This window comes from Pararhizobium sp. DWP3-4, assembly GCF_049898205.1.
Taxonomy (GTDB): Bacteria; Pseudomonadota; Alphaproteobacteria; order Rhizobiales; family Rhizobiaceae; genus Pararhizobium.
In genome coordinates, this window is the sequence record NZ_JAFCXF010000005.1 from 369,777 (window position 1) to 383,324 (window position 13,548).

Genomic DNA, 13,548 nt, shown 5'->3' on the forward strand with positions numbered 1-13,548 from the left:
ATAGAACGCCACGACAACGGGCCAGACATCTATTCCTGTTGGAGAGTGAGGATGAGTTGACAAAGACAGCATTGATTACGGGCGTAACCGGTCAGGACGGAGCCTATCTGGCACGGCTTCTGCTTGATAAGGGGTACACGGTTCATGGCGTCAAACGGCGGTCCTCCTCGTTCAATACTGGCCGCATAGAGGGAATATATCAGGATCCGCACGAAACGGATCCACGCTTTATCCTCCACTACGGGGACATGACGGATGCGACCAATCTGATCAGGATCGTGCAGGAGACCCAGCCCGACGAGATCTACAATCTTGCTGCGCAGAGCCATGTCCAGGTTTCGTTCGAGACACCGGAATATACCGCCAATGCTGATGGCACCGGAACGCTTCGACTTCTCGAAGCGATCCGCATTCTGGGACTGGAAAAGAAAACCCGCTTCTATCAAGCCTCCACATCCGAACTGTATGGGCTCGTCCAGGAAGTGCCCCAAAGTGAAAAAACGCCATTTTATCCACGTTCACCCTATGCGGTTGCAAAACTTTATGCCTATTGGATCGCCGTGAACTACCGCGAAGCCTACGGAATACATGCGTCCAACGGCATCCTGTTCAATCATGAAAGCCCCCTGCGAGGCGAAACGTTCGTGACGCGCAAGATTACCCGCGCCGTCGCAGCCATCTCGCTGGGCAAGCAGCAAAAGCTCTATCTTGGAAATCTCAATGCCCAGCGCGATTGGGGTCACGCGAAGGAATATGTCCGCGGCATGTGGTTGATGCTGCAGCAGGACGAGCCCGATGACTATGTGCTCGCCACCGGCAAGACCACCATGGTGCGGCAGTTTGTCGAATGGGCATTTAATGACGTCGGTATCGATATCAAATGGGAGGGAACTGGGGTCGACGAAATTGGCTGTAATGCAGCCACCGGCGACATTCTGGTCGAGGTAGATCCGCGCTATTTTCGTCCGACGGAGGTCGAACTACTCCTTGGCGACCCAGGCAAGGCTAAGGAAAAGCTCGGGTGGGTTCACGAGACCAGCGTACGTGAATTGGTGACGGAAATGGTCCGGGAAGATTACAAGCTCATGCAGGCTTCTGCAGTTTTAAAGGGCGCCTGATGTTTGAACTTGCCGGGAAGCGCGTGTGGGTTGCAGGTCATGGCGGAATGGTTGGCGCAGCGGTTGTCCGGCGTCTTGCCACTGAAAACTGTGAGGTGGTGACCGCCGGGCGCAGCGCGGTTGATCTCAAACGCCAGACCCAAGTGGAAGCGTATTTGAAGGATGTCAGACCCGATGCGATCGTCTTGGCGGCAGCACGAGTTGGCGGTATACTTGCCAACAGCACCTACCCTGCCGACTTCCTTTATGACAACCTGATGATAGAAGCGAACATCATGCAGGCGGCGCATGAAAACGATGTCGGACGCCTCCTGTTTCTCGGCTCAAGTTGCATCTACCCAAAGCTAAGCACCCAGCCGATTACCGAAGACTCCCTGCTGACCGGCCCCCTTGAACCCACGAATGAGGCCTATGCAATCGCCAAGATTGCAGGAATAAAGCTGGCGCAAGCCTACCGCCGGCAGCACGGCCGTGACTACATTTCAGCAATGCCGACAAATCTCTACGGGCCGGGCGATAATTTCGATCTGACGACCAGCCACGTGATACCCGCTCTTATCCGGAAAGCGCATGAAGCCAAGCGAACCGGTGACAAGCAGGTTACCGTCTGGGGCACCGGCGCGCCGCGCCGGGAGTTCCTTCACGCAGACGATTGTGCTGATGCGCTCGTGTTTCTTTTGAAGACATACTCGGGCGACCAGCACGTCAACGTTGGATACGGGGATGATGTGACGATTCTGGAGCTCACCAAGCTGGTATGCGACATTGTCGGTTTTACTGGTGCGATCGTTCAGGATCTCTCCAAACCTGATGGTACACCCCGCAAGCTCATGAATGCGGACAAGCTGAAAGACATGGGCTGGTCTCCGTCCATCCCGTTGCGGAAGGGACTTGAAGACACGTATCAGTGGTTCCTGGGGTCTTCTTCGAAAAGAACCTAATGTACCTCACCATAATTATCCACGTGCTTTGATGGAGCGCGGCGCGGCTCAAGGTACCCATACACGAGGTTGCTGCTCCGCCGGCGACGCACGCCACCGCTTCGAGACGCTCGGCCGGACGCGGTTCATCACCGATCCAGCCGACCTAGCTGCAACGCTAACGCGCCATGCGCTTCCCAAGGCCTGGGCGCCTGCGCCATACTGCAGTCCGAGTTCCAAGAGTTCGCCAACGCCTGCCACCTTGGACCGCGACCACGATGCCGACGCGAGGCGCCAACCGCGACGCGGCGGGCTCGAACTCTAGACCCAGGGTCCCTTGGCGGGTCGGCTCGATAACCTTGGGGCCGTTAGTTTCAGTCCAATGCAGCGAGAACATTGGCGGGGAATGTTCTGAGATCGTCCAGACAACATTGACGCTGCCATCTTTTTCACGAAGCGCACCGTACTTGATGGCATTCGTGATCAGTTCATGGATACAAAGAGCAATCGTCGTCGCGGCGCGTCACAAAGGGCCGGAGAGCTGCTGGAACCGGATGCACTGCGGAAGGTTTACTGTAACCAACTTTAAGGATAGCGCCATGAACAAACTTGCCCTTGCTATTGTAATCGCAGCCTCCGCCGCCTCACCTTCACTCGCCATCTCGCGCCTTAATCCCCTGTCTATGAGCTGCGAGCGCGCGCGGGCGGCTGTCCACAATCAGGGCGCGGTGATCTTCCGGTGGGCGTCGCCGCGTGGTCTTCCCCTATATGACCGATTCGTTCGCGACAGCGGCTACTGCGACGGCAACCAGTATGCGGAGTGGAAGAACATTCCGACTCGCGATGACAAGACGTGTCCGGTCTTAAACTGCCAGAGCATCGACAACCTTGATGGGACCTTCATTATCCCTAATCATAGGCTCTGACCTCATCAAGCTGAGACGAAAATGCCGGTCGCACCGCTTGCATCACCTGTCTCGGCCTGATCTGAAGCGCATCGCCGCGCTGCTTTCCCTGCCGCTCCGTCAGGTCGAAAGCTGCCACGAAAGATCGTCATCTGGGCGATGAACTATTGGGCGCCGACCGACGGCACGATATTGGAATTCGAAAGCGCACCTTCAATCGCCGAGATTGTCCAGAACCAACTGGCCGGCACGCGTCTTTTCCGCACCTTCAATGACCCCGCTATTATGAGACTCAGCAGGGCGCACGCCCGCATGGCGATCCGAACGGCAGGCCCTTGCGCTGGCGGGCAACGATGCCTGAGCCCGCGCGGTTGTCGCCGGGTTCATCGACCGGATGGGCTATGATCCGGTCGACGCCATACCGCTCCCGGCAGCCGCCGCTTCGGGATCGGACGCCCATGTTCGGAAGCGAATTCCGCCGCCGTGTGGCACTGGACTAATCCGCAAAAGGGACAAGGGCGGCATCCGCAATGAAAACTTGACTGCTCATCTTAGTTAGGTGTTTCACGATCCACCCGCTTTTCGGGCTAAATGCCGATGGGAGGCCACCCGATGGGGATATCCACTAGCAATCTGATACCGCCGGGCGGAATGACGGCCGATGATCTCGTGCGCCTCGGCGCCGAGTTCGCGCTCGGGGCCGAGCCGGTCGATATGGCACCGGAGGAAAAGAGAACGCCCATCTACACCGGGCGTCTGGTGGCCTCGGAGGTGCAGCCCGGCCTGCGGATGAGCGCGGCCGACGTAACCTATGTCTGCGATCAGATCTTTACGGTCGAGATGGAGCCGGCGCTCGTTTGCGGCATCATGCTGTCGGGGGCGCCGGTGGAGACGCAGGTCGAAGGTTACGGCTCCTTCACGCGCTACCCTCATCAGGTTTCATTGATGGGGATCAACAACCCGATCCGCTACAGCACGCCGCTGACGCGCGGCCAGCGCGTGCGCTCCGTCGGGTTTGTGCTGCAGCCCTCGTTTTTCGACCGGTTCAGCCAGGACGTGGAGGATGACGGCCTTTTTGCCCTGCGCGATCTGATGTCGGGTGGCTTCCGCACCGCCGCCATCACTCATTCGCCGCGCATCACGGAGATAGCCAAGCGCTGCATCGATCATCCCTATGGCGGGCACCTCGGCAAGCTCTTCCTGGAAAGCAGCGCGCTTGCCTATGTCATTGAGGCCGCGCAGGCCCTTAAGTACGGGCGTCGGCTGGTGGCCCTTCTGGGACGGCGGGAATACGACCGCGTCATCCATGCCCGCGGAATACTCGACAGCGATCTGGTCGATACGCCGACGACGCTTGAGCTTGCACGTCGCGTCGGCATCAACGTGACGACGCTGCAGACCAATTTCAAGACCGCCTTCGGCAGGACCATTTTCGCGCATGTGCGCGAACAGCGGCTGATGATGGCAAGGGTTCTCCTGCAGGAGTACCGGCTCTCCGTCGCCGAGGCGGGCCGTAAGGTCGGATTTTCCCGCGCTTCCGCCTTCAGCGCCGCCTACAGCAAGCATTTTGGCCATCCGCCCCGTGCGGAATTCGTCTAGATACCGATTGTCGAGATGTCGAGCCCCAACATAATCGCAAGCAGTGCTTTCACCGGCTGGTCTGTCAGGAGCCCGGTCAGACATGCGAACGCGAAAATTATCAGCGCGACATATTCGACGGGCCAAACGCCAAGGCCCAACTCGCCAGAACCGGCGCTGCCAGCACTATTCCGGTGGTCGCGATCGCAGACCCGACGAAGGACGTCCAGGCAGAGAGAGAAAGAGCAATGCCCGCCTAGCCCTGACGGGCGAGCGGATATCCCTCTAGCGCGGTCATGACCGGGACCAGCATCGCGACCGCGTTGATCGGCCCCAGTCGTCCTGGCAGGACCCCGACCATCGCGCCCTTCCCAAGTAACCGAACATCAAGAAACATCTTCCTGCGCGAAAGAACCATCGAGCATGGCCTGAAGCTCGCTTTTCCCTACACCCGAGAGGTATGGTTTAAACAGGCTTGCAACCTGCTTTAGTCCCCAGTCGAGATGCTCTGGTGTCAGCTCCTCAATACCTTCTTGCAAGCTGAGGTATACGGCCCAGTAGGTCGATACGATCCAGACATTGGCCAGCAGCTGTGGCGCATCGTCGACTGGGACATCTATCAAGGCCGCGGCTGCCATTTGATGGAGCATCCCTTCCACGACAACGCGCATATCCATGCTCAGCGCACGCGTTGGCTCACGCAGCGACGGAGCAATAGCGATCACGCCGGGCGGATTCCGGAAAATGTAACGGTGGGCCCAGACGATCGAAAACCAGCGCTGCATGAATTTCGAGTAAGTACCGGGCTCGGTGGTGGAATTCGACGCGGCTTGGTTCATGAACCGGGAGGCGTCCCCCTCCAGTTTTTTAAACAGAGCCTCTAGAAGAGCTTCTTTTGTTTTAAAGTAGTAATAGAGGTTGCCCTCATTGATCCCGACGGTGCGCGCTATTTCCGCGGTCGTGACCCGGTCCGGTCCCCTGTCGTTGAAAAGAACCAGGGTGGCTTCCAGGACCCGATCACGCGTACTGACACGTCTCATTTTCCCTCCATCGTCGCCCCCGGCCATGTCTCACCCCTTGCAAACCTAAGGTACACACCTTATTTCAGTTAAGGCGGCTACCTAAACGGGTACTTCATCGTCGAAACGCGATCAAGGATTAGAGGCATGGCCACGGCGATTGAGAATGACAGCGAGTTGAAGACGAACTTTCCCCTGACGCCACAGTCGACGCTTGGCGCGCTGGTGGCAATCGTCCGCAACCCTCTTGACGCTCTGCCCCCTTCGATCTTCAAAGAGCCGCTTGTTTTCTCGAAAACTGCTGGCGAAGTGAAGGTCTATCTCGCAGACCCCGTTTTGATTCATGAAGCGCTGGTGAAAAACGCAGACTCGTTGGGCAAGGGCGACCAGGTTCGCCGCGCTCTCGGACCAGCCCTCGGTGAGGGTCTACTGACTGCGGACGGCGCGCATTGGAAGTGGCAACGTCAGTCGGTTGCAGGCGCCTTTCGGCACGACAATCTCCTTGAGCTGCAACCAACGATGATTGACGCCGCAGAGCGTACGCGCAACCGATGGCTTGAGAAGGGTCACGGAACCATCGATGTCGGCCACGAGATGATGCGCACCACGTTCGACATTATCGTCGAGACGATGATGTCCGGCGGCGATGGTATCGATGTGGAAAAGGTCGAGACAGGTATTTCCGACTTCCTCACGCCGACCGGCTGGGCTTTCGCGCTCGGCCTTATGCACGCTCCCGAGTGGATACCCTATCCTGGTCGCGGCAAGGCGAAGGCAGCCGTCGCGTTCCTGCGGTCCAGCCTTTCGAGCGTGATCGAGGAGAGGCGGAGAAGCCCGGATGACCGCCATGACCTGGTGAACATGCTTCTCGCGGCCTCGGACCCTGAAACAGGAAGAACAATGAGTGACGCGGAGATCGTCGACAACCTCATGACATTCGTCACGGCAGGCCACGAGACGACGGCACTTGGCCTTGCCTGGACGTTCGATCTCCTCTCCCGTCATCCCGACGTCGAGGGCAAGGTACTGGCCGAAATCGACGCTTTGACTGAGGGGCGGCCTGTAGCTGCGGATGACGTTTCGAAGCTGATCTATACCCGGCAGGTGTTTTCCGAGGCGATGCGCCTCTATCCACCCGCCCCGATGATCACGAGAACAGCGCTCAAGAACTTCCAGCTGGGCAAGTACCTGATTCCGGCGGGCACAGTGCTTATTGTGCCGATTTACGCTATTCATCACCACGCGTCACTCTGGACGGATCCAGAGGTGTTCGATCCCGGGCGGTTCAGCCCGGAGGCTGCAAGGGCACGACACCGTTATGCTTACATGCCGTTTGGCGCCGGGCCTCGCGTCTGCATTGGCAGTGCTTTCGCGGTGATGGAGGCCGTCGCCATTCTTGCGGTGCTGCTTCAAAAGGTTCGGCTTACTGCAATCGAGCCCCAAGCACCAAAGCCTATTATGAAGGTGACTTTGCGCCCGATCCGGCGGCTCAACATGCACCTCGTCGTGCGCTAGGGTCGAATGCGCTGAGCGGGCAGGAGCTCGCTTGACCGATGCGTATATCTGCGATTAAAGCCTGACATACACACTGCGGCCAGCCTTTTATCTTTCCGGGCAAAAGAAGGGGTCTCCTCAATGTCAGTCATCCACCGCAACAACGTAAAAATCACCGGCAACGGTACGAAGACGATGCTGTTCGCCCATGGGTTCGGGTGCGATCAGAACATGTGGCGATATGTGGCGCCGCAATTCCAAAACGACTTCCGCGTCGTGACCTTCGACCATGTCGGCGCCGGCGGCTCTGATCTTTCCGCCTACGATTTTCAAAAATACGCCACGCTAGAGGGCTACGCCTCCGACATCCTCGAGATCGGGCAGGAGCTTGGGATCGAGGACGGCATTTTCATCGGCCACTCCGTGAGTTCCATGATGGGCGTGCTCGCCTCGTTGAAGGCGCCGGGCATGTTTTCCAAGCTGGTGCTTGTTGGCCCATCGCCCCGATATGTCAACGACGGCGACTATCACGGCGGCTTTACCCAGGAGCAGGTCGATGAACTGCTGGAATTTTTGGACAGCAATCATATGGGCTGGTCGCAGGCCATGGCGCCCGTGATCATGGGCAATCCCGAACAGCCCGAGCTCTCCGAGGAGCTGACCAACAGTTTCTGCAAGACCGATCCCGAAATTGCGAAGCATTTTGCCCGCGCGACGTTCACGGCAGATAACCGCGCCGATCTCGACAACGTCACGATTCCTTGCCTGATCCTGCAATGTGCGGAGGATGTGATCGCCCCTGTATCCGTCGGCCACTATCTGCATGCCAAACTGCCGGACAGCAAGCTGGTCTTGATGAAAGCCACCGGCCACTGCCCGAACCTCAGCCATCCCAAAGAGACGACTGGGGCAATCCGGTCGTTTGTAGGCGTCGAATGAACCCGATCACTGGCAGTGATGTCGATGATCTCGTCGACCTCTTCGAGAATGCGCCCTGCGGCTACATCTCGGCGGCTCCCGAGGGGCACATCATGCTTGCCAATAAAACACTCGCCTCATGGCTTGGCATGTCCAGCGAAAAGATCGTCGGCCGCAAGTTAATCGATTTCCTGACCATGCCCGGGAAGATCTACTTCGAGACGCATTTTGCGCCGCTGGTGGCGATGCAGGGCGCCTTCAACGAAGTCGCGCTCGACATGGTGAAGGCGGACGGCACCCGCCTGCCTGTGCTGGTCAACGCTGTTGCACGGATCGCGGAAGGCGGAGGCGTCAGGTTCATCCGGATCACCATTTTCAACGCTACCGATCGGCGTCGATACGAGAAGGAACTGCTTGAAGCACGCGCAGTGGCGGAACGCTCTGCGACCGCTCTGAGAGACCTGAACGCGAGCCTCGAAGAGCGTGTCGCTGCGGCCGTGCAGGAGAAGCTTGCCGCGGAAGGCGCGTTACATCAGGCTCAAAAGATCGAGGCTCTGGGTCACCTCACCGGTGGTGTTGCCCACGACTTCAACAACATGCTCGCCGTCGTGATCGGCGGCCTAAACATGGCGCAGCGCCGAATCGAGCGAGGCGCTCTGGACGACATCCCGAAACTACTCGCGGCTGCCCTCGATGGCGCCAACCGCGCCGCCACGCTGACCCAACGGCTTTTAGCCTTCTCCCGGCAGCAGCCGTTGTCTCCCGAAGCGCTGGACGCCAATAAGCTGGTGGCGAACATGGCGGAAATCCTTGCCTCGACTCTCGGCGAGATCATTCAAAAGGAAACGGTCCTGGCGGCGGGACTTTGGCGCACGAAGGCAGACGCGAACCAGCTGGAAAACGCCGTCCTCAATCTAGCCGTCAACGCCCGTGACGCCATGCCTGATGGCGGCAAGCTCACGATCGAGACAGCAAATGCCCATATCGATGAAACTTACGCTGCGGAGCATGACTTAACGCCCGGCCAGTATGTAATGATCGCCGTGACCGATACGGGCTGTGGAATGCCGCCGGGGGTCATCAAGAAGGCGATCGACCCATTTTTTACGACCAAGCCGGTGGGCAAGGGAACCGGCCTCGGCCTCAGCCAGGTCTTCGGTTTTGCCAAACAATCCGGCGGGAATATGAAGATTTACTCCGAGGTCGGAATCGGCACGACGATGAAGATCTACCTGCCGCGAGAGTATGGAGCAGAAGACACCGCGCAGCATGTGAGGAACGACAGCGTGCCCGGCGGGTCTGCAAGCGACGTCGTTCTTTTGGTTGAGGACGACGCCAGCGTCCGGGAGGTCCACAGCCGAATGCTGGAAGAGCTCGGTTATACGGTTATCGCCGTCGACAGGCCCTCCGCGGCTCTCGCCGTCATCGACGAGCGTCCCGATGTCAAGCTACTGTTTACCGACATTGTAATGCCGCAGATGAATGGCCGGGAGCTTGCGGATAGGGCGAGGGTCAAGCGACCCGGATTATCGGTGGTATTTACAACGGGATATAGTCGCAACGCGGTTGTCCATAACGGAATCCTAGATCCAGGCGTCATCTTTCTCCAAAAGCCTGCCACGCTTGGTGACCTCGCCCGAAAATTACGCACTGCTCTTGATGCATGACAGGCCTCGGAGTCCCTGTGCTGCTGCGAATCGAGCTCTTCGCAACGTGGCGACAGCATTTGACACGCGGGGGTTATAGCTGACGACCCCACACAGGTGTGGGTCGACATCATGATTACAAGATAAATCGGTAACAGCACGGATCGAGACGGCACAGCTCGGATATCAATCTCGGCATGGAACCGTGTGACGCCCTTCACACTACAGAAAATCGTCTCGCCTTGGCGTGAACGTGTCGATTAACAATCCCTCCTCGAGTGCCACAACGCCGTGGACGAGATTTGGAGCGACGATGAAGCTGCTTCCGGTGGGCAGCGTGCTGGTAGCGCCGTCGACGGTTACCTCGAAAGAACCCTTAGCAACGTAGCTGACCTGCGTATGGGGATGGGAATGAAGCGCGCCGATCGCGCCCTTGTCGAAGCTGAAGGCAACAAGCATCATTTCCGGGCGGTGCGAAAGAACGGCGCGGCGGTTGCCGGGCGATGTTTCCGTCCAGGTAAGGTCGTGAGGCAATGTGGTGTGATCGGACATCCGTACTCCCATTATCGTGCCAGCCATCCGCCATCAACAGGAAGGACAGTGCCATGCACATAGTCCGACGCGCGGGATGCGAGGAAGATGGCCGCTCCCGCCATATCATCCGCCCGCGCCCAGCGTCCGGCCGGAATGCGTTTGAGGATATCGGCATTACGTTCGGCATCCGCTCGCAACGCCGTCGTGTTGTTGGTCTCGACATAACCAGGGGCTATGGCATTGACGTTGATGCCTTGCGCCGCCCATTCATTGGCCATCAACCGCGTAAGCCCCGCAAGACCGCTCTTTGAAGCGGTGTAGGATGCAACCCGAATGCCGCCCTGGAACGACAGGAGGGACGCAATGTTGATGATCTTCGCAGAGACCTTTTCGGCCATCGCCATTCTTGCAAAGGCCTGGCAGAGAAAGAATGCCGATTTAAGATTGGTATCCATGACGGCGTCCCAATCTTCCTCGGTAAAGTCGATCGTATCGGCCCGGCGGATAATCCCGGCATTGTTGACTAGAATATCGGGACGTTGCCGGATGGAGCAGGCACCCGCGATGACGGCGCGCACTTCATCCATTGCGGAGAGATCGGCCAAAAGCGGGTAAAACACGCGGCCCGTGGCGGTCACAAGGCGCGCGGTGTCCTCCATCGGCGAGCGCCCGACGCCGATGATGTCGGCGCCCGCTCCAGCAAGACCGGCGGCGATCGCCTGGCCGATACCGGTATTGGCGCCGGTGACGATGGCGCACCGGCCGGAAAGATCGAACGGGTTCATCGCAGACTTTCCATGGGGATCTTGTCCATATCGGTGAAGCTCATGTTATCGCCGGCCATCGCCCAGATGAAGGAATACCGGCCGGTGCCGGCGCCGGAGTGGATGGACCACCCCGGCGACAGCACCGCATCATGGCTCTTCAGCACGAGATGCCGCGTTTCGTGCGGCTCCCCCATGAAATGGAAGACGCGGGTCGCCTCTTCCATGCCGAAATAGAGATAGACCTCCATACGCCGGTCATGCACATGCGCGGGCATGGTGTTCCAGACCGATCCCGGCTCGAATATGGTGAGACCGACCAGGAGCTGGCAGCTGTTGCAGACATCCGGATGCACATACTGGTTGATCGTTCGGGCGTTGGCCTCTTCGGCCGAGCCCGTGCGCACCTTTTTTGCCATGTCGAGCGTGATCAGCACCGTCGGGCAGACACGATGCGCGGGCGCGCTGAGCAGATAGAACTCGGCGGGCTTGGAGGGATCGTCGCTGCGAAATTTGAGTGTGCCCTGTCCCATGCCGACATAGAGCGCATCCTGAAAGCCGAGCGCATAGTCGACACCGCTGACAATCACCGTGCCCTTGCCGCCGATGTTGAGAATGGCGGCTTCGCGGCGCTCGAGAAACTGGCTGGTGCCAGTTTCCTTGACCTGATCAATCATTAGATCCTGTCCCACCGGCACGATCCCGCCGACAACCATCCGGTCGAGATGGCTGTAGGTGAGGTTGATCTCACCCTTGGAAAAAAGTCCCTCGATTAGAAACCCGTCGCGCAGGCCTCGCGTATTTCGCCGGGCGGTGTCTTCTGGACCTACGACCTGGCGCACATTCACGGAAAGTGTCACGGCATTTGCCTCTTGGCGTTTGATGGAAGGATCAGGTGAGGACGACATATTCGGTGAGCTGGCTGATGCTGGTATCGGCCTTGTTCACATCGAACACCTTGGTCCCGTGGCTCATGATCACGAACCGGTCGCAGACCTGGTAGGCGTGGTAGAGATTGTGCGTCACCAGCACGCTAGACACGCCTTCCGTTTTGAGCTTCAGCACCTGCGCCAGAAGAGCTTCGGTTTCGCGCACGGATAGAGCTGAGGTCGGCTCGTCGAGCAGCAGCACTCGCCGCTTGAAGAAGACAGCGCGCGCGATGGCAACGGCCTGCTTCTGGCCGCCGGAGAGGTCCCCTACCAGCTTGTCGGGTGAATCGATGCCAGAAATGTGGACGGCTTTCTCCAAGACTTCCATGGCGATGTCGCGCATTTCACCTTGCTTCAGAAATCCGAACGCATCGGTGCGTTCTCGCCCCATAAAGATGTTGCGGGTGATCGACAGCGAATCCACGAGCGCGGTATTCTGGTAGATGGTTTCGATGCCCGCATCGGCGGAATCCGACCGGCAGGTGAACACTGTTTTCTGACCGTCGACGCTCAAATGGCCGGAAGTCGGCTTGTGGATGCCCGAAATCAGGTTGACCGTGGTCGATTTGCCGGCGCCGTTGTCGCCGAGAAGGCCGACGACTTCGCTGGGACCGACGTGAAAGCTCAGGTCTCGCAGCGCCGTCAGCGCACCAAAGCTCTTGGAGATATTGTGCAGTTCGAGAAGATTGGGTGCGGACATCATGCAGCCCCCCGGCGTTCAATGAGATGATTGAAGGCGGCAGCGACGACGATCAGCGTGGCGATGAACATATCGAGGTAGAACCCCGGGGCTCGAAGCAGCAGCAGCACGTCAGTGATGGTGTGGATCAGCATGACTCCGAGGAAGATGCCAATGATCGCGCCGCGACCGCCACGTAGGGAAAGCCCGCCGATTACGCAGGCGGCAATCGCCTGCAGTTCGAGACCGGCACCCTGCCCCGGCTGAACGCTGCCCACACGGGCCGTGGCGATGATGCCGGCAACCGCCGCCATGCCGCCGGCGATGGCGAAGGCGACCATCTTGACGCGGTCGGTGTTGATGCCGATCGCCGTTGCCGCGGCAGGGTTGCCGCCGGTGGCGAACACATGGTTGCCGAACTTGTGACGGTGCAGCAGAAGATAAAAGCCGACGACGAACAGGACGATCCAGATGAAGGCGGCGTTGATGCCGAACAGCGTTCCGGCAAACAGGCTGGAAAAGGCTGGTTCCGGATCGAACCGCACCTGGACGGCGCCGTTATAGAGCAGAACCGCACCGCGCCAGAACAACAGGCCGCCGAGCGTGACGATGAAAGACGGCAGGCCGAAGCGCAGCGTAATCGTGCCGTTGAGCAGGCCGATCATCACACCCAGCAGGATACCGAGCGGTGCGGCGATGAAGGCGCTCATGCCGCCATCGACGAGGCTCGCCATCAGGACGGCCGTCAACGTATAGACCGAGCCGATCGACAGGTCGAACTCGCCGGCGATCATCAGGATACCCGCACCAAGCGCTAGGCATCCGAGCACCGGAATGGCCTTCATCAGGATCGTCAGGTTCTGCGGCGACAAATATCGGAAGTCGTCGGGATAGGCGAGCGCGCCGGCGATGCAGACGATCTGCAGGGTCGCGAAAACCAGGAGAATAGCTCCGGCCGGCATGGTCATAATGTACTTCAGCAGCGATTGTTTTTTCGTGCGCGATTTTGGCACGGTACTGTCCGTCATGGCATAGGTCACTGTC

14 protein-coding genes are annotated in these 13,548 nt (G+C 58.9%); 7 read left to right on the forward strand and 7 right to left on the reverse strand.

Going from position 1 to position 13,548, the window contains the following annotated elements:
• Positions 1–56 precede the first annotated feature (56 nt).
• From gmd to ACP7E6_RS15675, 3 genes are all read left to right on the forward strand, one after another.
• Positions 57–1,118 carry a GDP-mannose 4,6-dehydratase gene (gene gmd / locus ACP7E6_RS15665; protein WP_426230769.1) on the forward strand — a complete coding sequence of 354 codons (1,062 nt, stop codon included), beginning with the start codon at positions 57–59 and terminating at the stop codon, positions 1,116–1,118.
• Positions 1,118–2,059, forward strand: a complete 942-nt coding sequence (fcl, locus tag ACP7E6_RS15670) for a GDP-L-fucose synthase (protein ID WP_426230676.1) — start codon at positions 1,118–1,120, stop codon at positions 2,057–2,059. Before gmd ends, fcl begins: the two co-directional genes overlap by 1 nt.
• 578 nt (positions 2,060–2,637) lie before the next feature.
• The gene (locus ACP7E6_RS15675) at positions 2,638–2,964 is read left to right on the forward strand and encodes a hypothetical protein (protein ID WP_426230677.1); all 327 of its coding nucleotides are present in this window, start codon (positions 2,638–2,640) and stop codon (positions 2,962–2,964) included.
• Between the two features lie 271 nt (positions 2,965–3,235).
• On the opposite strand, the gene ACP7E6_RS15680 is transcribed toward ACP7E6_RS15675, so the two are convergent.
• Complete coding sequence (locus ACP7E6_RS15680) at positions 3,236–3,403, reverse strand: hypothetical protein (protein ID WP_426230678.1); 168 nt, start codon at positions 3,401–3,403, stop codon at positions 3,236–3,238.
• A gap of 191 nt (positions 3,404–3,594) precedes the next feature.
• Between ACP7E6_RS15680 and ACP7E6_RS15685 the strand changes: the two genes are divergently transcribed.
• Positions 3,595–4,542 carry a helix-turn-helix transcriptional regulator gene (locus ACP7E6_RS15685; protein ID WP_426230679.1) on the forward strand — a complete coding sequence of 316 codons (948 nt, stop codon included), beginning with the start codon at positions 3,595–3,597 and terminating at the stop codon, positions 4,540–4,542.
• Between the two features lie 365 nt (positions 4,543–4,907).
• Here the strand turns inward: ACP7E6_RS15685 and ACP7E6_RS15690 are convergent, their stop codons facing one another.
• Positions 4,908–5,588, reverse strand: coding sequence for a TetR/AcrR family transcriptional regulator (locus ACP7E6_RS15690; RefSeq protein WP_426230680.1), 681 nt, complete (start codon positions 5,586–5,588; stop codon positions 4,908–4,910).
• A gap of 99 nt (positions 5,589–5,687) precedes the next feature.
• Between ACP7E6_RS15690 and ACP7E6_RS15695 the strand changes: the two genes are divergently transcribed.
• The 3 genes from ACP7E6_RS15695 to ACP7E6_RS15705 all read left to right on the forward strand — a co-directional run bounded on the left by ACP7E6_RS15695 (position 5,688) and on the right by ACP7E6_RS15705 (position 9,619).
• A complete protein-coding gene (locus ACP7E6_RS15695; protein ID WP_426230681.1) occupies positions 5,688–7,055 on the forward strand; it encodes a cytochrome P450 in 1,368 nt (455 codons plus the stop codon).
• Between the two features lie 120 nt (positions 7,056–7,175).
• The gene (locus tag ACP7E6_RS15700) at positions 7,176–7,973 is read left to right on the forward strand and encodes an alpha/beta fold hydrolase (protein WP_426230682.1); all 798 of its coding nucleotides are present in this window, start codon (positions 7,176–7,178) and stop codon (positions 7,971–7,973) included.
• Positions 7,970–9,619, forward strand: coding sequence for an ATP-binding protein (locus ACP7E6_RS15705; protein WP_426230683.1), 1,650 nt, complete (start codon positions 7,970–7,972; stop codon positions 9,617–9,619). Before ACP7E6_RS15700 ends, ACP7E6_RS15705 begins: the two co-directional genes overlap by 4 nt.
• 201 nt (positions 9,620–9,820) lie before the next feature.
• Here ACP7E6_RS15705 and ACP7E6_RS15710 read toward each other — a convergent pair whose 3' ends face one another.
• The 5 genes from ACP7E6_RS15710 to ACP7E6_RS15730 are packed head-to-tail and all read right to left on the reverse strand — an operon-like array spanning position 9,821 to position 13,532.
• Positions 9,821–10,150 carry a cupin domain-containing protein gene (locus ACP7E6_RS15710; protein ID WP_426230684.1) on the reverse strand — a complete coding sequence of 110 codons (330 nt, stop codon included), beginning with the start codon at positions 10,148–10,150 and terminating at the stop codon, positions 9,821–9,823.
• An 11-nt stretch (positions 10,151–10,161) separates the two neighbouring features.
• A complete protein-coding gene (kduD, locus tag ACP7E6_RS15715; protein ID WP_426230685.1) occupies positions 10,162–10,917 on the reverse strand; it encodes a 2-dehydro-3-deoxy-D-gluconate 5-dehydrogenase KduD in 756 nt (251 codons plus the stop codon).
• The gene (gene kduI / locus ACP7E6_RS15720; RefSeq protein WP_426230686.1) at positions 10,914–11,804 is read right to left on the reverse strand and encodes a 5-dehydro-4-deoxy-D-glucuronate isomerase; all 891 of its coding nucleotides are present in this window, start codon (positions 11,802–11,804) and stop codon (positions 10,914–10,916) included. The genes kduD and kduI overlap by 4 nt, the downstream gene beginning before the upstream one ends.
• Positions 11,788–12,525: an ATP-binding cassette domain-containing protein gene (locus ACP7E6_RS15725; RefSeq protein WP_426230770.1), complete on the reverse strand. Its 738-nt coding sequence runs from the start codon at positions 12,523–12,525 to the stop codon at positions 11,788–11,790. The genes kduI and ACP7E6_RS15725 overlap by 17 nt, the downstream gene beginning before the upstream one ends.
• Positions 12,525–13,532: an ABC transporter permease gene (locus ACP7E6_RS15730; RefSeq protein ID WP_426230771.1), complete on the reverse strand. Its 1,008-nt coding sequence runs from the start codon at positions 13,530–13,532 to the stop codon at positions 12,525–12,527. The genes ACP7E6_RS15725 and ACP7E6_RS15730 overlap by 1 nt, the downstream gene beginning before the upstream one ends.
• Positions 13,533–13,548 lie beyond the last annotated feature (16 nt).

Coding starts and splice junctions, on each gene's coding strand:
- fcl (WP_426230676.1), top strand. CDS start 1,118: ATGTTTGAACTTGCCGGGAAGCGCGTGTGGGTTGCAGGTCATGGCGGA.
- ACP7E6_RS15675 (WP_426230677.1), top strand. CDS start 2,638: ATGAACAAACTTGCCCTTGCTATTGTAATCGCAGCCTCCGCCGCCTCA.
- ACP7E6_RS15680 (WP_426230678.1), bottom strand. CDS start 3,403: ATGGGCGTCCGATCCCGAAGCGGCGGCTGCCGGGAGCGGTATGGCGTC.
- ACP7E6_RS15685 (WP_426230679.1), top strand. CDS start 3,595: ATGACGGCCGATGATCTCGTGCGCCTCGGCGCCGAGTTCGCGCTCGGG.
- ACP7E6_RS15690 (WP_426230680.1), bottom strand. CDS start 5,588: ATGGCCGGGGGCGACGATGGAGGGAAAATGAGACGTGTCAGTACGCGT.
- ACP7E6_RS15695 (WP_426230681.1), top strand. CDS start 5,688: ATGGCCACGGCGATTGAGAATGACAGCGAGTTGAAGACGAACTTTCCC.
- ACP7E6_RS15700 (WP_426230682.1), top strand. CDS start 7,176: ATGTCAGTCATCCACCGCAACAACGTAAAAATCACCGGCAACGGTACG.
- ACP7E6_RS15705 (WP_426230683.1), top strand. CDS start 7,970: ATGAACCCGATCACTGGCAGTGATGTCGATGATCTCGTCGACCTCTTC.
- ACP7E6_RS15710 (WP_426230684.1), bottom strand. CDS start 10,150: ATGTCCGATCACACCACATTGCCTCACGACCTTACCTGGACGGAAACA.
- kduD (WP_426230685.1), bottom strand. CDS start 10,917: ATGAACCCGTTCGATCTTTCCGGCCGGTGCGCCATCGTCACCGGCGCC.
- kduI (WP_426230686.1), bottom strand. CDS start 11,804: ATGTCGTCCTCACCTGATCCTTCCATCAAACGCCAAGAGGCAAATGCC.
- ACP7E6_RS15725 (WP_426230770.1), bottom strand. CDS start 12,525: ATGTCCGCACCCAATCTTCTCGAACTGCACAATATCTCCAAGAGCTTT.
- ACP7E6_RS15730 (WP_426230771.1), bottom strand. CDS start 13,532: ATGACGGACAGTACCGTGCCAAAATCGCGCACGAAAAAACAATCGCTG.